The 21,543-nt window shown below is 68.6% G+C and carries 16 protein-coding genes; 5 read left to right on the forward strand and 11 right to left on the reverse strand.

Features of this window, described 5'->3' with window-relative positions:
* Positions 1-7: 7 nt before the first annotated feature.
* The 7 genes from AC1DXI_RS04465 to AC1DXI_RS04495 form a co-directional block, all read right to left on the reverse strand.
* Positions 8-1,231, reverse strand: a complete 1,224-nt coding sequence (locus tag AC1DXI_RS04465) for an MFS transporter (RefSeq protein WP_476937613.1) — start codon at positions 1,229-1,231, stop codon at positions 8-10.
* A gap of 61 nt (positions 1,232-1,292) precedes the next feature.
* Positions 1,293-2,129, reverse strand: a complete 837-nt coding sequence (gene narI, locus AC1DXI_RS04470) for a respiratory nitrate reductase subunit gamma (RefSeq protein ID WP_476937614.1) — start codon at positions 2,127-2,129, stop codon at positions 1,293-1,295.
* A 2-nt stretch (positions 2,130-2,131) separates the two neighbouring features.
* The gene (narJ, locus tag AC1DXI_RS04475; RefSeq protein WP_476937615.1) at positions 2,132-2,752 is read right to left on the reverse strand and encodes a nitrate reductase molybdenum cofactor assembly chaperone; all 621 of its coding nucleotides are present in this window, start codon (positions 2,750-2,752) and stop codon (positions 2,132-2,134) included.
* Positions 2,749-4,473, reverse strand: coding sequence for a nitrate reductase subunit beta (gene narH / locus AC1DXI_RS04480; protein WP_476937616.1), 1,725 nt, complete (start codon positions 4,471-4,473; stop codon positions 2,749-2,751). Before narH ends, narJ begins: the two co-directional genes overlap by 4 nt.
* Positions 4,473-8,183 (reverse strand): nitrate reductase subunit alpha, encoded by a 3,711-nt coding sequence (locus AC1DXI_RS04485; protein WP_476937617.1) that lies wholly within the window; start codon positions 8,181-8,183, stop codon positions 4,473-4,475. The genes narH and AC1DXI_RS04485 overlap by 1 nt, the downstream gene beginning before the upstream one ends.
* A gap of 127 nt (positions 8,184-8,310) precedes the next feature.
* Positions 8,311-9,060 carry a 5-oxoprolinase subunit PxpA gene (locus AC1DXI_RS04490; RefSeq protein ID WP_476937618.1) on the reverse strand — a complete coding sequence of 250 codons (750 nt, stop codon included), beginning with the start codon at positions 9,058-9,060 and terminating at the stop codon, positions 8,311-8,313.
* Positions 9,051-9,956, reverse strand: coding sequence for a hypothetical protein (locus tag AC1DXI_RS04495; RefSeq protein ID WP_476937619.1), 906 nt, complete (start codon positions 9,954-9,956; stop codon positions 9,051-9,053). Before AC1DXI_RS04495 ends, AC1DXI_RS04490 begins: the two co-directional genes overlap by 10 nt.
* A 126-nt stretch (positions 9,957-10,082) precedes the next feature.
* Here AC1DXI_RS04495 and AC1DXI_RS04500 point away from each other — a divergent pair, with 126 nt between their 5' ends.
* Positions 10,083-11,426, forward strand: coding sequence for an MFS transporter (locus tag AC1DXI_RS04500; RefSeq protein ID WP_476937620.1), 1,344 nt, complete (start codon positions 10,083-10,085; stop codon positions 11,424-11,426).
* Positions 11,427-11,484: 58 nt separating this feature from the next.
* Here AC1DXI_RS04500 and AC1DXI_RS04505 read toward each other — a convergent pair whose 3' ends face one another.
* The 4 genes from AC1DXI_RS04505 to AC1DXI_RS04520 form a co-directional block, all read right to left on the reverse strand.
* Positions 11,485-13,815 carry a glycoside hydrolase family 65 protein gene (locus AC1DXI_RS04505; RefSeq protein WP_476937621.1) on the reverse strand — a complete coding sequence of 777 codons (2,331 nt, stop codon included), beginning with the start codon at positions 13,813-13,815 and terminating at the stop codon, positions 11,485-11,487.
* A gap of 57 nt (positions 13,816-13,872) precedes the next feature.
* Positions 13,873-14,616 (reverse strand): HAD family hydrolase, encoded by a 744-nt coding sequence (locus AC1DXI_RS04510; protein ID WP_476937622.1) that lies wholly within the window; start codon positions 14,614-14,616, stop codon positions 13,873-13,875.
* Between the two features lie 118 nt (positions 14,617-14,734).
* The gene (locus AC1DXI_RS04515; protein WP_476937623.1) at positions 14,735-15,781 is read right to left on the reverse strand and encodes a LacI family DNA-binding transcriptional regulator; all 1,047 of its coding nucleotides are present in this window, start codon (positions 15,779-15,781) and stop codon (positions 14,735-14,737) included.
* 204 nt (positions 15,782-15,985) lie between these two features.
* Entirely contained in the window at positions 15,986-16,603 is a 618-nt protein-coding gene (locus AC1DXI_RS04520) for an alpha/beta hydrolase (protein ID WP_476937624.1), read from the reverse strand.
* A 270-nt stretch (positions 16,604-16,873) separates the two neighbouring features.
* On the opposite strand from AC1DXI_RS04520, the gene AC1DXI_RS04525 reads away from it, so the two are divergent.
* From AC1DXI_RS04525 to AC1DXI_RS04540, 4 genes are all read left to right on the forward strand, one after another.
* The gene (locus AC1DXI_RS04525) at positions 16,874-17,137 is read left to right on the forward strand and encodes a DUF6458 family protein (protein ID WP_018774860.1); all 264 of its coding nucleotides are present in this window, start codon (positions 16,874-16,876) and stop codon (positions 17,135-17,137) included.
* Between the two features lie 511 nt (positions 17,138-17,648).
* Positions 17,649-18,467, forward strand: a complete 819-nt coding sequence (locus tag AC1DXI_RS04530; protein ID WP_476937625.1) for a DeoR/GlpR family DNA-binding transcription regulator — start codon at positions 17,649-17,651, stop codon at positions 18,465-18,467.
* The gene (locus tag AC1DXI_RS04535; protein ID WP_018774862.1) at positions 18,464-19,450 is read left to right on the forward strand and encodes a 1-phosphofructokinase family hexose kinase; all 987 of its coding nucleotides are present in this window, start codon (positions 18,464-18,466) and stop codon (positions 19,448-19,450) included. Before AC1DXI_RS04530 ends, AC1DXI_RS04535 begins: the two co-directional genes overlap by 4 nt.
* A 2-nt stretch (positions 19,451-19,452) precedes the next feature.
* Complete coding sequence (locus tag AC1DXI_RS04540; RefSeq protein WP_476937626.1) at positions 19,453-21,531, forward strand: PTS fructose transporter subunit IIABC; 2,079 nt, start codon at positions 19,453-19,455, stop codon at positions 21,529-21,531.
* The last annotated feature ends 12 nt before the right edge of the window (positions 21,532-21,543 follow it).

The raw sequence follows: 21,543 nt of genomic DNA on the forward strand, positions 1-21,543 counted from the left end.
GCGCCGGCTAGGCGGCCGCGACCTTCGCCTTGGGCCGGCCCTGCATGGCGAACACGGTGAAGGCCAGGGCCGCGAGCGCGGTGACGACGAGCAGCAGCAGCCCGATCGAGTAGCTGTGCGTTGCGGCGTCATAGGTGGCACCCATGATCAGCGGCGGGAAGTAGCCGCCCAGGCCTCCGGCCGCGCTCACCACCCCGCTGATACTGCCGACCTTCCCCTGCGGCGCGAGCACGCCCACCCAGGCGAACACCCCGCCCGTGCCCAGGCCCAGCGCCGCCGCCATGGCGACGAACGTCAGGCCGGCGGGGACGTCGCCGTCGGGCTGCAGGTTCACCACCCAAGCGAGCACGGCGACGCCGGCGAGCGCGACGATCACCACGGGCTTGGGACCGATCTTGTCGGCGAGTACGCCGCCCACCGGCCGCGCCAGCACGGCGGCGAGCGCAAACCCCGCCGTGCGGGCGCCGGCCGCGCTGGGATCGAAGCTGTAGACATCCCGGAGGTACGTGGGCAGATACGTGGCAAAGGAAACGAAACCACCGAAGAGGACCGCGTAGAGGAAGCACAACTTCCACGTGACCGGGGTCTTCACGGCGTCGATCAGCTTGGGCATCACGGGCGCGTTGCTGCGGGTCCAGCCCGGTGCCTCCTTCAATCGGAACCAGATGATGGCGGCCATGACCGCCAGGATAGCGGCGATCAGCAGATGGGTGGGAAAGTAGCCGATTGCGGCGACAAGCCGGGGGTTCAGGAAGGCCGCCAGGGCCGTTCCGCCCATGCCCGCGCCGAAGACGCCGGTGGCGAAACCCCGCCGGGCGGGCTCGTACCACGCGCTGACGAAGGGGATCCCGACGGCGAAGACGGTTCCGGCGACCCCCAGCAGCACGCCGGCACCCAGCACCAGGGCGAAGGAGTCGAGGCTGCCGCCGACGGCCACCAGCAGGATCGGGACGATGGAGGCCAGCAGGACAAAAGTGAACATGGCGCGGCCGCCGTACTTGTCCGTCAAGGTGCCGACGACGATCCGCCCCAGCGAACCGACGAAGACGGGCATGGCCACGAGCACGCCGGTGGTGGCCGGATTGAGATGCAGGTGCTGGGTGTAGTACGCGCTCAGCGTGGCGATGGAGTTCCAGGCCCAGAAGCACACCACGGAGGTCGAGGTGGCGAGCGTCAGGTTGAGCGCCCGGCCCGCGGGGGCGGCGACGGGCGGGGACACTGCTCCGGCCACGGTGGTCTCCTTCCTCGTTTCAGCAACGCAGTTCAGCAACGCAGTTCAGCTATGGCACGGGTCACCGGTTCCTGGTGTCCCGGTCCCGGGTTCCGACGGCGGACCAGCCCCGCCGCGCGCCGGCCGTGGCGCTCCGGGCGCCGGCTGTGCCTTTGGCCCCGGCCCCGCCGGTGTCCCGGTCCCGGGAGCGGTAGACGATGTAGGGGCGGAAGAGGTAGTGGAACGGGGCCGTAAAGGCGTGGACCAGGCGGGTGAACGGCCAGATCACGAACAGTGCCATGCCCACGAGGGTGTGCAGGTGGAAGGAAAAGGGCGCCGCGGCCATGGCCGCGATGTCGGGTTGGAAGATGAACAGGGATCTGAACCACGGGGCCACCGTCTCGCGGTAGTTGTGCCCGTGCTCGCCCTCGAAGACACTGGCGAGCGTGGTCCACAGCCCGAACACAATGGCCGCGGTGAGCACCACGTACATGGTCTTGTCATTCCCGGTGGTGGCCATGAAGACCGGTCCGGTGGTCCGGCGGCGGTAGATCAGCAGAAGGATCCCGCCCAGCGTTCCTACCCCGGCGATGCCGCCGACCAGCAGCGCGTTGAAGTGGTAGAACTCCTGGCTCATTCCGGCCGCCTGGGTCCACGCCATCGGAATGACCAGGCCGAAGAAGTGTCCGGCGATCACGGCGAGCAGGCCGAAATGGAACAACGGGGACGCAATCCGCAGCAGTTTGGACTCATAGAGCTGGGAGGACCTCGTGGTCCAGCCGAACTGGTCGTATTTGTAGCGCCAGACGAGTCCGCCGACAAGGACCACCACCATGACGTACGGCAGCACGCCCCACAGCACGATGTCCAGTGCGGAGAGTCCGACGGCGGATCCGGGTTCCGCTTCGAATGCCAGCATGGTCAGGCCCCCTTCACCGGCAGCAGGCGCGGATCGTAGGGGTCCAGGCCCACGGCCTCGGTGGGCGGCCCGTAGCCGGCCATTCTCATGACCGCCTGCTCGTCCGCCGGGGATTTCCCGGGCAGCGTGGCGCAGACGGCCTGCAGGATCCGGGCGTGCGGCAGCCCGTCCCGGAGCAGTCCGAAGCGGAGCATCTCCAGGCTCGCCCGGAAGCGCGTCAGCAGCCCGCGGCCGGCGGCGAGGTCCACCAGCGCGGCGTATTCGAGGACCATCGGGAGGTAGTCGGGCAGTTCGCCGTGGGTGTCCACCAGGATGTCGCTTTGCCGGTAGGTCTTCTTGAAGTTGCCCAGCACTTCCCCGCGGCGCCGGGTGTCCCCGTCCGTCCAGTAGGACAKGTGCAGGGCGTGGCGCTTTCCGAGGTCGAACTCGCGCACATACTGGGACTGGAGCTGGATCGGCGGCGTGGATTCCAGCTGGTCCAGGACCTCCACGAAGTCCGCCGTGGCGCCGGGGAACTCCGCCAGCGCCGCCCGCATCAGCGGGACCCGGCCGGTCAGCTCCTCGTCCGGGTAGGACAGGCACCAGGCCGCGGCGAGGTAGAGGACCTGCTGGCGGCGGGTCATGGCTGCTCCCCCGCCGGAGGGGAGTCCACGGACCCTGCCGGTTTCGGCGGCGGCGGTTTTTCCGGAGGCGCCTTCTCCGGAAAGAGCCCGGAGGGTGCGCCGGTGCCGTCCCAGTTCAGCAGGTTCACCCTGCCGCGCAGGGTGGTTTCGCCGGGTGCGGAGCCGGAGGTCTGCCGGTCCCGGAGGGCGTTGAAGGTTTCCACCGCCACGGGGACGGGCCGTCCGCTGGCTTCGCCGAAGTGGGCCGTATACTGCATGCCCGGCCCGCCCTCGAAATCGAGCGAACAGCCCATCTCCTCGAGGTCGTGGGCCTGCTCCACGTGGGCCTTCGGGATGACGTAGCGCTCCTCGTACTTCGCGATCGCCATCAGCCGGTACATCTCATACATGCTCTGGCTGTCCATCCCCACGGCCTCCGGGATGGCGTCGTCCGGGTCGTTGCCGAGGCTGATGCCGCGCATGAAGGAGCGCATCGCCGCGAGCTTCTTCAGCACCGCGGTGACCCGGTCCGCGTCGCCGGCGGTGAAGAGCTCGGCGAGGTACTCCACCGGGATGCGCAGCGCGTCGATGGCGCCGAACAGGTTGCCGGCGTCCTCGCCGTCGTGCCCCTGGTCGCGCAGCAGGTCCACCACAGGTGAGAGCGGCGGCACGTACCAGACCATCGGCATGGTCCGGTATTCCGGGTGGAGCGGCAGCGCCACCTTGTAGACCTTGGCCAGGGCGTAGACCGGCGAGCGCCCGGCGGCGTCGATCCAGTCCTCCGGGATGCCCTGGGCCCGGGCCTCTGCCTGGACGGCGGGGTCCTTCGGGTCCAGCAGCACGTCCATCTGGGCGTCGTAGAGTTCCTGCGGGTCCGTGACCGAGGCCGCCGCGGTGACGGCGTCGGCGTCGTACAAAAACAGCCCCAGGTACCGCAGCCGGCCCACGCAGGTCTCCGAGCAGACCGTCGGCAGGCCCACCTCCACCCGCGGGTAGCAGAAGGTGCACTTCTCCGCCTTGCCGGTCTTGTGGTTGAAGTAGATCTTCTTGTACGGGCAGCCGGTGACGCACTGGCGCCAGCCGCGGCACTTGTCCTGGTCCACCAGCACAATCCCGTCCTCCACCCGCTTGTAGATAGCGCCGGAAGGGCAGGAAGCCATGCAGGACGGGTTCAGGCAGTGCTCGCAGATCCGCGGCAGATAGAACATGAAGGTTTGTTCGTAGGCGAACTTGATCTTGTCCTCGGATTCCCGCCGGACCTTCTCCACGATCGGGTCCAGATGCCCGTTCTCGGCGGAGCCGCCGAGGTCGTCGTCCCAGTTCGCGGACCAGGTGATCTTGGTGTCCTCACCGGTGATCAGGGACTTGGGCCGGGCCACCGGGAAGTCATCACCGAGCGGCGCGTCAACGAGGGTTTTGTAGTCGTAGGTCCAGGGCTCGTAGTAGTCCTTGAGCTCGGGCTGGACCGGGCTGGCGAAGATCCCGAAGAGCTTCTTGACCCGGCCGCCGGCTTTGAGCACCAGTTTGCCGCGCTTGTTCAGCGCCCAGCCGCCGTGCCATTTTTCCTGGTCCTCGTAGCGGCGCGGATAGCCTTGGCCGGGGCGGGTTTCGACGTTGTTGAACCAGACGTATTCGGTGCCCGCACGGTTGGTCCAGGCCTGCTTGCAGGTCACGGAACAGGTGTGGCAGCCGATGCATTTGTCCAGGTTCATGACCATGCCCATTTGAGCCATGACACGCATCAGTACTGCACCTCCTGGGAACGACGCCGGACGGTGGCCACCATGTCGCGCTGGTTTCCGGTGGGGCCGAGGTAGTTGAATGCGTAGGCGAGCTGGGCGTAGCCGCCGATCAGGTGCGAGGGTTTGACCAGCAGCCGGGTCACGGAGTTGTGGATGCCGCCACGCCGCCCGGTGGCCTCGGACTTCGGCACGTCGATGGTGCGTTCCTGCGCGTGGTGGACGTAGACCACGCCGGCCGGCATCCGGTGGCTGACGATCGCCCGGGCCACCAGGACGCCGTTGATGTTCAGGCACTCCACCCAGTCGTTGTCCTTGACCTCGATGGCCGCCGCGTCGGCGGGGCTCATCCAGACCGTGGGCCCGCCGCGGGAGAGGGAGAGCATCAGCAGGTTGTCCTGGTATTCGGAGTGGATGGACCACTTGGAGTGCGGGGTCAGGTAGCGGACCACCACCTCCATGGCCCCGTCCTGGCCGAGTCGGGGTTCGCCGAAGAGCTTGTGCATGTCCAGCGGCGGCCGGTAGATCGGCAGCGCCTCGCCGATGTCGATCATCCAGTCGTGGTCGAGGAAGAAGTGCATCCGGCCGGTCAGGGTGTGGAAGGGCTTGAGCCTTTCGACGTTGATGGTGAACGGGGCGTAGCGCCGCCCGCCCGTCTCAGAGCCGGACCATTCCGGGGAGGTGATCACCGGGACGGGGCCGGCCTGGGTCTGGGCGAAGGTGATGAATTTTTCCTCGGACCCCTCGGACAGGTCCGCCAGTTTCCGCCCGGTGCGGAGTTCCAGGTCCTTGAAGCCCTGCACCGACAGCGCGCCGTTGGTGGTGCCGGAGAAGGCCAGGATGCCCTCGGCCATTTTCGCGTCGGTGTCGATCGCGGGGCGTCCGTCCGCGGCGCCGCCGAGCATCACGCCGTTGGAGCGGCTGAGCCGGTCCAACGCTCCGGCGAGTTTGTAGGTGACGTTCTTGACCGTGAAGCCCAGTTTGTCGGCCAGCGGCCCGACGGCGGCGAGCTTGTCCGCGATGGCGGTGTAGTCCCGCTCCACGACGGAAAAGATGGGCATGTTCTGCCCGGCGACCGCGGGGATGGACGTGTCCCGCCAGTCCCGGACGATCCCGCCGGGCTGGGCGAGCTGGCCGGGGGTGTCGTGCTGCAGCGGCACGCTCACGAGGTCCCGGCGCACGCCGAGGTGGGTTTTGGCCTGCCGGGAGAACTCCTGGGCCAGCAGGTGGAACATGTCGAAGTCCGTCTTGGTCTCCCACGGCGGGTCGATCGCCGGGGTGAAGGCGTGCACGAACGGGTGCATGTCGGTGGAGGACAGGTCGTGCTTCTCGTACCAGGTGGCGGCCGGGAACACGACGTCGGACAGCAGCGTGGTGGAGGTCATCCGGAAGTCCGCCGAGACCAGCAGGTCCAGCTTCCCTTCCGGCGCCTGATCGTGCCACTTCACGTCCCGGGGTTTGAGCCCTTCGGCGTGGTCCTGGCCCAGGACATTGTTGTGTGTGCCCAGCAGGTTCCGCAGGAAGTACTCGTTGCCCTTGGCGGAGGAGCCGAACAGGTTCGAGCGCCACAGCACGAGGGTCCGCGGCCAGTTCTCCGGGGCGTCCACGTCCTCGATCGCCGGGGTCAGGGTGCGGCTCTTCAGGGCATCGGCGATGTAGCCGGCGGCGTTCGTCGCGGTGCCGGCGGCGACGGCCGCCTCTGCCTCGTCCGCGAGGTCCAGCGGGTTCCGGTCGAACTGCGGGTAAAACGGCATCCAGCCGAGCCGGGCGGACTGGGCGAGCGCGTCCGCGGTGTGCATGCCGTCCAGGGCCCCGGTGGAGAGCGGGGACTTCAGCGCATCCGCGGAGTAACCGTCCTGCCGCCACTGGTCCGTGTGCATGTACCAGTAGCCGGTGCCGATCATGGTCCGCGGCGGCCGGGACCAGTCCAGGGCATTGGCCAGCGACAGCCAGCCGGTGACCGGCCGGGTCTTTTCCTGGCCGACGTAGTGCGCCCAGCCGCCGCCGTTGCGGCCCATGCAGCCGGTCAGCATCACCAGGGCCAGCACCGCCCGGTAGGTGGTGTCGCCATGGAACCACTGGCAGATCCCGGCACCCATGATGATCATGGACCGGCCCTTGGACTGTTCGGCGTTGCGGGCGAATTCGCGGGCCACTCGGATGCAGGCCTGCGCCGGGACGGAGGTGATCTCCTCCTGCCAGGCCGGGGTGTAGGGTGTCGCGGCGTCCTGGTAGCCGGCGGCCCAGTCCCCCGGGAGCCCAGCGCGGCCGACCCCATACTGGGCCAGCATCAGGTCGAAGACGGTGGTGACCAGCTGGCCTTCCACCTCCAGGACGGGCACGCCGCGCCGGAGCACGCTGCCGTCCCCGCCTGCGTCCTCGAAGCACGGCAGCAGGATCTCGGCGCTTTCCCCGGAAACCTCGCGGAGCGACAGGGCCGGTTCAATCCCCTCGAGGTCCAGGTTCCACTTGCCCTCGCCGCTGTCTGAGTAGCGGAAGCCCATGGAGCCGTTGGGGACCGCCGGCAGCCCGGTCTTCTTGTCGAACAGGACGGTGCGGAACGCCGCATCCTCGGCCCCGGCAGCGGCCGGGAGGTCCCGGGCGGTGAGGAACTTGGCCGGGGTCAGGGAGCCGTCGTCGCGCCGTTCGAGCCGGACCAGGAACGGCAGGTCGGTGTACTGGCGGACATAGTCGGCGAAGAACGGCACCTCACGGTCGACAAAGAATTCCTTGAGCATGACGTGTCCCATCGCCATGGCCAGCGCGGCGTCGGTTCCGGCCTGTGCGGGGAGCCATTCGTCGGCGAACTTCGTGTTGTCCGCATAGTCCGGGCTGACCGTGACCACCTTGGTGCCGCGGTACCGCACCTCGGCCATCCAGTGCGCGTCCGGGGTGCGGGTCACGGGGACGTTGGAGCCCCACATCATCAGATACCGGGCGTCCCACCAGTCCCCCGATTCCGGGACGTCGGTCTGGTCCCCGAAAACCTGCGGGCTGGCCACGGGGAGGTCGGCGTACCAGTCGTAGAAGGACGTCATCACCCCGCCGATCAGCTGGATGAAGCGGGTCCCCACGGCGTGCGAGACCATGGACATCGCCGGGATGGGCGAGAAGCCGGCACAGCGGTCCGGGCCGTAGGCCTTGATGGTGTTCACGTGCGCGGCGGCGGCGATTTCGACCGCCTCCTGCCAGGAGATACGCACCAGGCCGCCCTTGCCGCGGGCCTGCTGGTAGCGGCGGCGCCGCTCAGGGTCGCCCACGACGTCGGCAAAGGCCAGCACCGGGTCACCCAGCCGGGCCTTGGCCTCGCGGTACATCTCGACGAGGACGCCCCGCGCATACGGAAAACGCACCCGGGTGGGCGAATAGGTGTACCAGGAGAAGGCCGCGCCGCGAGGGCAGCCCCGTGGCTCGTATTCCGGGCTGTCCGGGCCCACGGAGGGGTAGTCGGTCTGCTGGGATTCCCAGGTGATGATGCCGTCCTTGACGTACACCTTCCAGGAGCAGGAACCGGTGCAGTTCACCCCGTGTGTGGACCGGACCACTTTGTCGTGGCTCCAGCGGTCCCGGTAAAAGATGTCGCCCTTGCGGCCACCCTCTCGGAACACCGCCCTGCCGTCGTCGGTCTGGTCCCATTTCGTAAAGAATCGGCCCAGCTTCAACATTGCATCCGAGGCGGGTCCGTCCAACCCCGCGGCCCCTCCGGCAGTCATGCCCTCAAGCTAAGGGGCACATTCCGGGCCGGATAGGGCCTTAGGACACTGGGGCAGCCCCGGGCCCGGGGGGGGGGGGGGGGGGGGGACGCCCGCGGTTCAACGCCCGCGGTTCAACGCCCGCGGTTCAGGCGAAGCACTCCAGCTCGACGCCGGCGGCCTCCAGCGCCGCACGGATCGCTGCCGCTGTGGCAACGGAGCCGGGCGTGTCCGCCCGCAGGCACAGCGAGTGCGGCTCGATCCGGAGCACGGTGCCGTCGACGGCCTCGACTTCGCCCTTCGTGGCGAGCCTGACCGCCCGCTCGGCAACCTGTCCGGCGTCGAGGATCAGGGCCCCTTCCTCCGTGCCCGGCACGAGAGTGCCGTCGGGGAAGTAGGCGCGGTCGGCGAAGGCCTCGGAGAAAACAGGGTGCCCGGCTTCCTTGGCGATTTCCAGCAGGGCTGAGCCGGGGAAGCCGAGGACGGGCAGCCCGGGATCGTAGGCCTGGATGGCGGCGATCACGGCGGAGGCCTGCTCGGCGTCGTGCACGGTGCGGTCGTAGAGCGCCCCGTGCAGCTTGACGTAGTCCACCGAGGCGCCCACGGCGTGGGCGACGCCGTCGAGCGCTCCGAGCTGGTAGAGGACGGCGCCAAAGAGATCGTCAAAGGTCATGTCCAGCGAGCGCAGGCCGAAGCCGGCCAGGTCCGGGTAACCGATGTGGGCGCCGACGCTGACGTCGAGTTCGTACGCCGCCCGGCAGGTGTCCAGCATGGTCACGGGGTCGCCGGCGTGCATTCCGCAGGCCACGCTGGCGCTTGTGACCAGCGGAAACATCGCGGCGTCGTCGCCCTTGGTCCATGTCCCGAAGGACTCCCCCAGGTCAGTGTTCAGATCCAAAACGTGCCGCCGTCCTTCGTTGCAGTCTTCGGCGCGCCGCTGCCCCGGGTGCCGCCGCCCTGAGTGCCGCTGTCCGGGGCTGAATCCGGCTGCGCGTCCAGGGACGTGTCGTAGAGCGCGGCCGGCCCGGTGGTGTCCGCCAGGGCCTGCAGTTCGCCCGGGATCGTGTCCGGGATGGGCCCGAACGCTTCCTTGGCGTTCGCGACGACGGCGCGGCCCATCACCCGGTTGCCGACTCCGCCGACGACCGCGCCGACGCCGAAGGGCAGGGCACGGCCCAGCAGGGCAGTGCCCTGGGTCTTGAGCAGGGAGCGCAGGAACATCGTCTGGATCTTGGCCCGCACGGTGCCGAAGCCGGCGAGGGGCATGCTCCGGGCGAAGGCCGCAGTCCAGGCCTGGGACGGCCCCCTGCCCCGTGCCGCCGCTTGCCCGCTCAGCGAGCTCAGCAGCTGGGTGCCTTCCTCGCCCAGCATGATCGCCATCACCAGGGTGCTGGCCCTGTCCGGATCCACCATCCGAACGCCGTGCAGTTCAGCAAGCGCCGTGGAATACAGGGCAGTGGCTTCGAGGAACCCGACGGCCGCGGCGGCCGAAAGGCCGAGTGCCGCCGCAGTCCCTACGCCCGGAATCACTGCCGCCCCGCCGACCAGCGCACCGCCGCCGGTGACGGCGAGCAGGTAGTCGCGCTCCAGGATGGCGGCGAGCTGGGCCGCCGTGGCCTGCGGGTGCCTGCGCTGGAGCCTGCGGATATTGGCCAGCACCAGGGGCCGCTGGACTTCAACCGCCCGCAGGAGCACCTTGTGGAGTCCGGGCCGGGGCCGGCCGGCGGCGTCGAACATCGCACTGTGGGCTGTTTGCTGGGCAACCTTCATTGCCGGGTTGCTGCGCTTGGCCATGATCGCCTCTCGTCGGAACTAAAAAAGTAAGTTCACTTAACACTAGGGCACGGCCCGGCAGGCGGGTCGCCGATGGACCCCGGAGTGTTCCAGCCCGGCCGCGCGGCTGGCTACTAGACTGGGCCCATGCCCGCCCTGCGAGCCCTCCGCCCCTTCGCGCACCGGGAGTACCGCGTGCTGATCACGGCGCTGGCCATCTCCATCTTCGGTTCCGGGATGTGGGCCGTCGCGATGGTCTACGAGGTGATCCACCTGGGCGGCGGACCGCTGGAGCTCTCGGTCGTGGCCGCGGCGGGCAGCGTCGGGCTGGTGATTTTTCTGCTGGCCGGCGGCATCGCCGCGGACCGCGTACCCCAGCGGCTCCTGATCATCGCGGTCGAGGGCGCCAACCTCGCCGTCGTTGCCACTGTCAGCGGGCTTGCCATGGCCGGCTTGCTCGAGCTGTGGCATCTGGCGCTGGGGGCCTTCGTGCTCGGCGTCGGGGCCGCGTTCTTCTTCCCCGCCTACTCCGCCATCCTGCCGCGGATCCTGCCGCCCGAGGACCTGCTCGCGGCCAACGGCCTGGAGGGGACCATGCGGCCGCTGTTGCAGCAGGCCGCCGGGCCGGCCGTTGCGGGCATCCTGGTGGCGGCCCTGTCCCCCGCCTACGCCGTCACCGGTGTTGCGGCCTGCCACCTGCTGGCCTTCACCATCCTGAACCTCCTCCACCGCCAGCCCGCGGCAGGGGCGGAAGTTCAGGATGGACAAAGCCAACGGGCCAAGACATCCCTGCGCCACGACCTCCGCGAGGGCGTCAGCTACACCGTCCGGACGCCCTGGCTGCTGTGGACCCTGCTCTGGGCCTGCATTTCGGTGCTGTTCCTGATCGGCCCCATCGAGGTCCTGGTCCCGTTCGTGGTCCGGGACCAGCTCGGCGGGGACGCGCGCATGTTCGGCTTCCTGCTCGCCATCATGGGCGTGGGCGGCGCCGCAGCCTCGCTGGCCACGGCTTCTTTTCCCCTTCCGCGCCGCTACCTCACCGTGATGATGGTGTCCTGGGGCGCGGGCAGCCTGCCGATCGCCGCCGTAGGAATCATGGACAGTTTCTGGGCCGTGGCCGCCGCCCTTTTCATCTTCGGCGCCACCGGCGGCGTGGGCATGGTGATCTGGGGAACCTTGCTCCAGCGCCGGGTGCCGCCGCATCTGCTCGGCCGCGTCTCGAGCCTGGACTTCTTCGTGTCCCTGGCCCTCATGCCGGTCTCCATGGCACTGGCCGGGCCGGCCGCCGAGGTATTGCCGCTGTGGCTGATCTTCCTCGTCGCCGGGACCGTGTGCCCGGTGATGGCCGTCGTCGCGATGGTGGTGGCGCGGATGCCGGCCGATGAACTGGCCCATCCGCTCGTCGACGGTGCAGATTTCGCGGATGCCGCGGCCCCTGCCGAATCCTCCGGGCCAGGGCAGCCCGGCTCGAACCAACGCGGGGTCACCTAGAGCCCATGTCCGTGGGGATCATGGGCGATAAGTGACCCCGCGTTGCTTCGGCGGCGGTTCAGACTGCGGCGCGCACCACCGGGATCGACGACGTCGGAAGGCCGCTGGGGAAGATGGTCGGTTCCGGGGCGGTGACCGGCGCCAGCGGGACCCGGACCGGGCCGCCGTCGACCGTGAGCAGTTCCCCGCGCACGTCGACCTGCAGCGGCGCGCCGTCACGGACGGTCAGGCCGATCGAATCCTGCTCGAGCCCGACGTGCAGGAGCCTGCCCTGGATCTTCAGATGAAACTCGAGTCCGTCCCATTCGGCAGGCAGCCGCGGATCGAAGTACGGCACCGCGCCCTGGTCCCGCAGCCCGGCGAAGCCGCTGACCAGCGAACTCCACACCCCGCCGGTGGAGGCGATGTGGACGCCGTCGATCGTGTTGCCGTGGGTGTCGTCGAGGTCGATGAACAGGGCGTGGGTGAAGTGGTCCAGCGCGGCCTTGCCGTAGCCGACCTCGGCCGCCATGATGCCCTGGACGCAGGCGGACAGCGTGGAGTCGCCGGTGGTGATGGGGTCGTAGAAATCGAAGGCGCGGCGCTTTTCCTCGGCGGTGAAGTCCTGCCACTGCAGGAACATGGCCAGCACGGTGTCGGCCTGCTTCAGGACCTGGTGCCGGTAAATCACCAGCGGGTGGAAGTGCAGCAGGAGCGGGTACTTGGACCGGGGCGTGGTCCAGTCCCACGGTTCCAGGGTCATGAAGTCGTTGTCCTGGGAGTGGACCTGGAGGTCCTCGTCGTAGGGCAGCTGCATGCGGTTGGCGGCCTGCTCCCAGAGCTGGCGTTCGGCGTCGTCGATCTCGGGGTGGTCCAGCGCCGCCGCGGCGCGCAGGTTGAAGCGCGCCATGACGTTTGTGTACAGGTTGTCGTTGACGACGGCGGTGTACTCGTCGGGGCCCGTGACGCCGTGGATGTGGAACAGCCCGTCCTTGCCGAAGAAGCCGAGCGAGACCCACATCCGTGCGGTCTCGATCAGCAGATCGGAGCCCAGCGTGGCCTGGAACTCGGTGTCCCCGCTGGCCCAGATGTACCGGTTGGTCGCGAAGGCGATCGCGGCGGCGATGTGGAACTGCGCGGTGCCGGCCGCGTAGTAGGCGCTGGCCTCGAGTCCGTTGATGGTGCGCCAGGGGAAGAGGGCGCCGTCGACGCTGAGCTCCTTGGCGCGGATCTTCGCCTCCGGCAGGAGGTCGTGGCGGAATTCCAGGACCTGGCGGGCGTTGCCCGGGTTGGTGTAGGTCAGGTAGGGCAGCAGGTACACCTCCTGGTCCCAGAAGTAGTGGCCGTCGTAGCCGGAGCCCGACACACCCTTGGCCGGGATGCCGGCCACATCGGCGCAGGCCGTGGCCTGCGCGAGCTGGAAGAGGTTCCAGCGCACGCCCTGCTGGAGCTCGGTCTGGCCCGCCAGGACAATGTCGCTCGTGCTCCAGTAGTCGCGGTAGTGGTCCTCGCTCTGGGCGAAGATATCGCTGACCGGCTTGAGGCTGGCTTCGGCGCTGTCGGCGAGGTCCTCGGCAGCCTGGCCCACGGCATAGCTGACGCTCTTCTCCAGCACGAACGGTGCGTCCGCGCTGACGGCGAGCACGTAACGGACGCTGCTGTCGTCCTGGTCCACCTGGGTGTCGAACGGCTGCACGCCGGCCGAGGTCCAGTGATCCACAGCCATCCCGAGCCGCTGCTTGGATTCCGAGGCTTCCCAGGACAGGCGCAGGGAGCCGTCCCCGCCGTCGAGCCGCAGGGGCAGCAGCACGCGCCCGGCGTGGCGGCCGGCGCGGCGCGGATCATGGGCGGAGTGGTCCTCCACCGGCTGGTCCTGGCGGTTGATGACCGAGGACGTGACGTCCGCGGAGATATCCCGGTCGGCCGCCACCTCGAGGCTGATGCCCAGCGCGCCGCGGGACGCGTAGCCGACGGCGCGCCGTTCGGTGGTGGTCACGGTCGCACCGGAACGGCACTGCCAGGTGATCCGGCACTCGTAGATACCCGTGGCGAAATCCACCGAACGGCGGTAGTCCAGCACAGTGGACTCGTCCAGGCTCAGCGGCTCGCCGTCGATGATGACGGTGAAGTTGTTGGCGTCCGGGACATAGAGGATCCGCTGGCCGGTGCGGGCGAAGCCGTACGCGTTTTCGGCGTGCTTGATGTCCCAGGTCTCGTGGAAGCCGTTGATGAAGCTGCCCGGAAGTTCGGCGTCCGCGGCACCCCAGTGCGCGCCGCGGATGCCCAGGTGCCCGTTGCCGAGGCTGAACAGGGTCTCCAGGGTGCCGGCATTGCCGGGGAGGTGCACGGTCTCGACCAGCTGCCAGGGATCGTTGGGGAACCGGGCGCGGTCCGAGGTGATGAGAGCCATGGTTTAGGGGATTCCTTCGGCGGGAGGGGGGCTGGGCGGTGGGGTGAGCGGGCCGGGCTAGAGCAGTTCGGCGAGGTCGTTGACCACGACCGTGGCGCCGGCGTCGAGCAGGGTCTGCCGGCCGGCGCCGCGGTCGACGCCGATCACCGAGCGGAAGTCTCCCGCTCTGCCGGCCTGGACGCCGGAGACGGCGTCCTCCACCACGACGCACTCCCGGCTCGGCAGGCCCAGAAGCCGCGCGGCGTATTCGTAGGTGGCCGGGCTGGGCTTGCCGGGCAGCCCCTCGGCGACGGCGACGACGCCGTCGACCACCACCGGGAAGTAATCGGACAGGCCGGCGGCCTTCAGCACGGCAGGGGCGTTGCGGGATGAGGAGACGACGGCGAGCTTGAGCCCGCGGGCCAGCGCGGCCTCAACCAGCCGGACGGAGCCCTCGTAGGGCTGGACTCCGCTGGCCTCGACGATGTCGTTGAAGACCTTGTTCTTGCGGTTGCCGAGTCCGTGGACGGTGTCATGCGCGGGCTCGTCGTCCGCCGGGCCCTCGGGCAGCACAATCCCGCGGGAGGCCAGGAAGTCCCGGACGCCGTCGAACCGCGGCTTGCCGTCGATGTGGTCGAAGTAGTCGCTCTCACGGTACGGCGCGGCGCCGGGGACCGAGGCCAGGAAGCCGTCGAAGAGCTGCTTCCAGGCGTGCTCGTGCACCACAGCGGTGGGGGTCAGGACGCCGTCGAGGTCAAAAAGGATGGCGGATGCACCGGAGAGCGCACCGGCGAGGCCGGAGGTATCGGGAACTACAGTCATGAGGCGAGGTCCTTTCAGACAACGGGCAGGCAGGACGGTCTGGTCAAAGTGTTGGTCTAGGACAGTCAGCTCAGGGCTGCTCTGTTGGGGGCCGTTCCGGCGGCGGACACCGTCCGGATCAGTGCCGGCGCGTGCTGGTGCGCTCTACCAATTTGGTGTCCAGCAGATGGTTCGACGGCGGACTGGGAGGCGGCGGATTGGGAAGTCCTGAGCGATGAAGTCTTTCAATCAGCAGGTTGGCCGCGAACGCGCCCTGGTCGGCAACTGGCTGGGCAATTGTGGTCAGGCCCAGGAACCAACTCATCTGATGATCGTCTATTCCTATGATGGACACGTTTTCCGGCGCTGACAAACCGAACTCCCGCATTGCCATGAGCGCGCCGAAGGCTGCCTCGTCGCAACCGGCGAAGATCGCGGACGGCATCCTGCGTTTTTCCACGAGCTCCACCATGGCCAGCCGGCCGCCTTCGATGCTGGAGCCGGCGTCGAGCACGAGGTCTGGATCGACGGCGAGGCCGTGGCCGGCCAGGGCCTGCTCGAAGCCCCGCCGCCGCTCGCTGGCGGTCACGAGGGAGGGTGCGCCGGTTTCGCTGCCGGCAAGGATGGCAAGGTCCCGGTGCCCCAGGTCCAGCAGGTGGTTCGTGGCGGCGCGGGCGGCGTCGGCGTTGTCGATGCCCACGTTGTCCCACGGCATGCCGTGCATCCCCACGCTGGCCACGGCGAGACCCGACTCGGCGAGCGCGGCCGTTTCGGCCTCATCCAGGGCGATGTTGAACAGCAGTACCCCGTCCACCCGCTGCACCAGGCCGGCGAGGTCGCCGAAGAGGTTCCGCTTCACGCTGGGCCGGTTCCGGAGGCTGATCAGCACCGTGTCATAGCCGCTGTCGGCGAAGACTTCCTCGGCCGCTTCCACGGCCCGGGCAAAGAACCATGCCGTGGCCGTCGGGGCGATGATGGCCACCGAGCCGGTGTTGCCGCCGGCCAGCCGGGATGCCGCGGAGGATGCTTTGTAGCCGAGCTGGGCCGCTGCGTCACTGACCCTTGCCTTGGCCTGTGCGGAGATGTTGGGAAGCTGCCGGAGGGCTCGGGAGACGGTGCAGATGGAGAGCCCGGAGAGCGCGGCGACGTCCTGGATCCTCACGCGCGGGGAGTTGGCCTGCGGCACGGGCTCAGCCCTTTCTTCCCCCTGAAGTAGTGGGCCCGGTGTTCATGGCCGAGGTCGATTGTAAGCGCTTACATATTTGGCATGCAAGTGGATGATCCGGGGTTTCGGCTGCGGGTTGGCGCGGGTTGGCGCGGGTTGGCGCGGGTCCCCGGCGTCGGGTCAGTGCCCGGTCATCACTCGGTCATCACCTTTATCGACGCCCGGTCAGCGCAGGACGTAGTGCCGCAGGAACGTGCTGACGTCCACGAGTTCTGCCTTCGAGATCGTGTGGCCCATGCCCGGATAGGTCCTGGCCGTGAGCTGGGTGTTCCGGTTCAGCCACGCCTCGGTATGCTCGGTGGCTGCGTCGTTGATGACGACGTCGCCCTTGTCCCGGCCCCAAAAGAACGGCGGCCGGGCGGTGAAGGATTCGCTCATGGCCAGGAGTTCGTTGTCCAGGACAAAGCCCGAGAGACCCACAGCTGCGCGGAATTGTTCCGGCCGGAGCCGCAGGAGCGTGCTGGCCATGGCCATCCCCTGCGAAAATCCGAACAGGCTGACGCTGCTGTGCCGGGCTTTCACCGACTCGATCCAGGCGAAGACCGCGTTCGTGGAGGCGATGACGTCGGCAAAGTCATGGGTGAGGAAATAGTCCAGCAGGAACCAGCCGTAGTGGTCTCCAATATCCTTCGGTCCACGCAGTGCGGCGCAGCTGAACTCGGGCGGCAGGGAAGCGAACAGCTTGGACATGCGGAATTCGTCCGTACCGTAGCCGTGCAGCATCACCAGCAGCGGGGTGCCGCCGCGTTCGTGCTCGGGTTTTGACCAGATCACCGTCTCCATTGGCTCAGCCTATCCATCACGGCCACGCGTTCCGCCCCGCGCCCGGTGGTGCTGCGCGGTTTCCGCGGCGGAATCGGACCTCCGCCCCCGGATCTTTGGCGCATCCGTCCGAAAAGGGCGCGGCTGGCCGAAACCGGCGCGAAAACTTCCCGGAAAATTCCCTGCGGGGCGCGGGGGCGCTTCATTGAAACAGCCGGGGCGGGGTTGTAGCGTGACGCTGGACAGCATGCTTACCATCATCGGCCCGCCCCGGGCATCAAGGAGCACGTTATGAGAATCGGTTCCGCAATCTTCCTCATCGCCATCGGCGCCATCCTCGCCTGGGCCGTCGCCCCAGGGCTGATCCCCAACGTAAACCAGGCCATGATCGGCTACATCCTGATGGCGGTCGGCGTGATTGGACTCATCGCTTCACTCGTCCTCGCCGGCCCCGGACGCGGCCGCACGCGCCGGGTCAGCGAAAGCCGCACGGTAGTGGACCCCAACACCGGCGAGACCATCACCCGCAATGAGAGCCGCGACGCAGGCATCTAAGATTTCCCCGCACCCACTGCGCGGCGCGGAACCCAACGACCCGGAAGCCGGGCCGGACCTCGAGGTCGGGCCCGGCTTCCGTCATGTGGCCCACCCGCGCACAACCGCGGCACATGCCCAGCCCCCGCGGCGGCCCATGGACATAACCCCAAAATGCCCACTCCCCGGCCCGACCACTGGACATGCCCCCTTCAGCCCGGCCCGCAACCACCCGAAGCGCCGCACATGCCCGGCCCCCGGGGGCGGCCCATGGACATAACCCCCAAGTGCCCACTCCCCGGCCCGACCACTGGACATGCCCCCCTTCAGCCTGGCCCCATCACTGGACATGTCCCGCGGCAAACGCACTCTTTCTGCGTTCATGTGGTTTTTCATTGACAAACCAACAAGAACAAAGATAAAGTCAAACAATTCCACTTCATGTGACGGGAGTCACCGAAGCGGCCAGAGCGCATTTCCAGCACTACAGCAGGCAAGAACCAGGACAGACGCAGTACGCAACGGAGGGTAAGTGTTCGCCGAAGAACGCCAGCAGCTGATCGTGGGGCTCATCTACGCCAGCGGCCGGGCCAGCGTCACTGACCTGGCCGAGCGCTTCAGTATCACCACCGAAACCATCCGCCGGGACCTCGCCGCCCTGGAAGCCTCCGGCAGCGTCCGCCGGGTGCACGGCGGCGCGGTCTCTCCGGACCGCTTCAGCACCACGGAAGAAAGCATCCTGGAGCGGACCGTCCAGCGGCAGCCCGAGAAGACCCGGATCGCCGAGGCCGCCCTGGCCCTCATCCCACAGGGCCTCACCGGCAGCATCCTGATTGACGCCGGCTCCACCACGGAAGCCCTCGCCGAACTCCTGTCTGCCCGGGCCGCGGGAGCCGCCGCGCAGGGCACCGCGCCGGGACCCGGGTCCGACGCCGAACTCGTCGTCATCACCCACTCCCTGCCCATCGCGTCCAGACTGTCGGGCGGCCCCGGGATCGCCCTGCACCTGCTCGGCGGCAAGGTCCGCGGCCTGACCCAGGCCGCCGTCGGCCAGTCCACGGTGGAAGCCGCCCGCCGGATCCGCCCGGACATCGCCTTCATCGGCACCAACGGCATCCATGCAGCCTTCGGGCTGAGCACACCCGATCCTGAAGAAGCCGCTGTCAAGGCTGCCTTCGTCCAATCAGCGCGCCGCATTGTGGTGCTGGCTGATTCCTCCAAGCTGGACGCGGAAACGCTGGTCCAGTTCGCCTCGTTGAAAGATCTGGACACCGTGATCACAGACACGCAACCCAGCCGGCAACTCGCCGACGCCCTTGCGGAAGCCGGAGTGGAGGTGGTGGTCGCGTGATTGTCACCCTCACCGCCAACCCCAGCCTGGACCGCACCGTGGCGCTGCCCGGCCCCCTCCTCCGCGGGGAAGTTCAGCGGGCCATCTCTGTCCGCCAGGAATCCGGCGGCAAGGGAGTCAACGTCTCCCGCGCCCTCGTCGCGTCGGGGCTGAAGACAGTCGCCGTTCTCCCCGGCGCCGAGGCCGACCCTGTCCTCACCGGCCTGCGGGAGACCGACGTTCCGTTCGCGGCCCTGCCGATTGGTGAGCCGCTGCGCAGCAACGTGGCCCTCACCGAGCCCGGCGGAGTCACCACCAAGATCAATGAACCCGGACCGGCCCTCAGCGAGGACCAGCAGGAGGCCCTGATCAGCCTCCTGCTGGACCACGCCCGCGGTGCCGCCTGGGTGGTCCTGGCCGGCTCGCTCCCACCCGGGGTCCCGGCCGACTTCTACGCAACCGTCACCCGGCGGCTGCGTTCCCTGTTCGACGGCGAGGCCGCACCACGGGTCGCCGTCGATTCCTCCGGCGAACCCCTCGCCGCAGCGGTCTCCGGCGATACCTCGGGAAAACCGGACCTCTTGAAACCCAACGCCGAGGAACTGGTGGAACTGGCTGCCGCAGCCGGTTTCGCCACGAACAAGTCCGCCGAGGAGCTCGAAGCGGACCCGGAGGCTGCAGCAGCGGCCGCCTCCGCCGTCGTGCGCTCCGGAGTGGGCGCCGTACTGGCCACCCTCGGCTCCAAGGGTGCCGTTCTTGTGACGGCCGACGGCGCGTGGCTGGCCACGCACCCGCCGGTCACCGCGGTCAGCACTGTCGGCGCCGGCGATTCCTCGTTGGCCGGATACCTGCTCGCATCCAGCCAGGGCGCCGCCCCGGTCGATTGCCTCCGTCAGGCGGTGGCCCATGGTGCCGCCGCCGCTTCCCTGCCTGGCTCCACTGTCCCGGCAGTCAACCAAACCACCCCTGATGCCGTAACCATCACGGCCCTCCGGAAGGATTGACAGTGACACAGCTCATTACCACCGAACTGGTCGAGCTCGACCAGAATCTGGGCAGCTCGCCCGAGGACGTGATCCGGCATCTGGCAGGCAGGGTTGCAGCCACCGGACGCGCCACCGAGGCCGAAGGGCTTTTCGCCGACGCCTTCGCCCGCGAATCCAAGACCGCCACGGGCGTCCCGGGAGGCATCGCGATCCCGCACTGCCGCTCGACGGCGGTCACCGAACCCACCCTGGCGATGGCGCGGCTGTCCCAGCCGGTCGACTTCGGCGCCAAGGACGGGCCCGCGGACATCATCTTCTTCATCGCCGCTCCCGAGGGCGCGGACCAGGACCACCTGAAGCTGCTTTCGAAGCTGGCGCGGTCGCTGATCAAGAAGGACTTCACGGCCAGCCTGCGCGCCGCGACCACCGAGGCGGAAATTGTCGACCTCGTCGACGCCGCCCTGGCGGACAAGCCGGCCGCCCACACCGCTGCCGAAGCGACCGGCGCCGCATCCGCGGCCGCCGCCTCAGCCGCGGCGGCCGCAACCGGTGAAGGTGCCGGCGCAGCGAAGGCCAAGGGGCCCAAGCGCCTCGTCGCCGTGACGGCCTGCCCCACCGGCATCGCCCACACCTATATGGCCGCCGACTCGCTCGTCGCCGCGGCCAAGGAAGTCGGCGTGGACCTGCAGGTGGAAACCCAGGGATCCTCCGGCGCCAAGGCCCTCGACCCCGCCGTGATCGCCGCCGCCGATGCCGTGATCTTTGCAGTGGACGTGGACGTGCGCGGCAAGGAGCGCTTCGCCGGCATGCCGGTGATCAACGCGCCGGTCAAGCGCGGCATCGACGAACCCGACAAGATGGTCGCCGAGGCACTCGCCGCAGCGGACAACCCGCACGCCCACCGCGTGCCCCACTTCGGCGCCGAGGAGCAGGCTGAGATGGCCGCCGAGGAAAAGAGTGAGCACATTGGCACGAAGCTGAAGAAGGCCCTCCTGACCGGTGTCAGCTACATGATCCCGTTCGTGGCCGGCGGCGGCCTGCTGATCGCCCTCGGCTTCCTCTTGGGCGGCTACGACATCACCGCCTTCGCGGACAAGATCCTGGCGCAGAACAGCCTCTTCAACCTGCCCACCGAATACCCTGAACTGGCCTGGGGCCCGCTGGGCGCGTACCTGGGTTCCGTGCTCTTCAAGATCGGTGCCCTGTCCCTGGGCTTCCTCGTGCCTGCACTGGCCGGCTACATTGCCTACGCCATCGCTGACCGGCCCGGCATCGCCCCCGGTTTCGTTGCCGGTGCCACCGCCGTCTTCATGGGCGCCGGGTTCCTCGGCGGCATCGTGGGCGGCCTGATCGCCGGCTACGTGGCCCATTCGATCGGCAAGCTCAAGGTGGCCCGCTGGCTGCGCGGCCTGATGCCGGTGGTCGTCATCCCGCTCGTGGCGTCGCTCGCGGCGTCGGGCCTGTTGTTCGTGTTCCTGGGCGCCTACATCGCCCGGGTCACTGTCGGGCTCAACGACTTCCTGGCCGGCCTCACCGGCGCCAGCGCCGTCGCCCTCGGTATCATCCTGGGCCTGATGATGTGCTTCGACCTCGGCGGTCCGGTCAACAAGGTTGCCTACTCCTTCGCCGTCGCCGGCCTGGGCGCAGCGTCCATCACCAACCAGGCCCCATGGCAGATCATGGCGGCCGTCATGGCCGCCGGCATGGTCCCGCCGCTGGCCATGGCACTGGCTGCGACCGTGTTGAACAAGAGGCTCTTCAGCCTGGCGGAGCAGGAAAACGGCAAGGCCGCCTGGTTGCTGGGGGCATCCTTCATCACCGAAGGCGCCATCCCGTTCGCCGCCGCGGACCCGTTCCGCGTCATCCCCGCCAGCATGCTCGGCGGCGCCGTGACCGGTGCCATCTCGATGGCGGCAGGGGTGGGGTCGAAGGCCCCGCATGGCGGAATCTTCGTCTTCTTCGCGATCGATTCGTTCCTGTGGTTCGTCATCGCCATTGCGGCCGGTACCGTCGTAGGTGCCTTCGCCGTGATCGCGCTCAAGCGCTGGGCAGTCAAGAAGCCGGTTGATACGGTGGAAACTGTTCCCGTAGCCGCCTGAACCAGGACACTT

This window comes from Arthrobacter sp. P1_H7 (assembly GCF_056405215.1).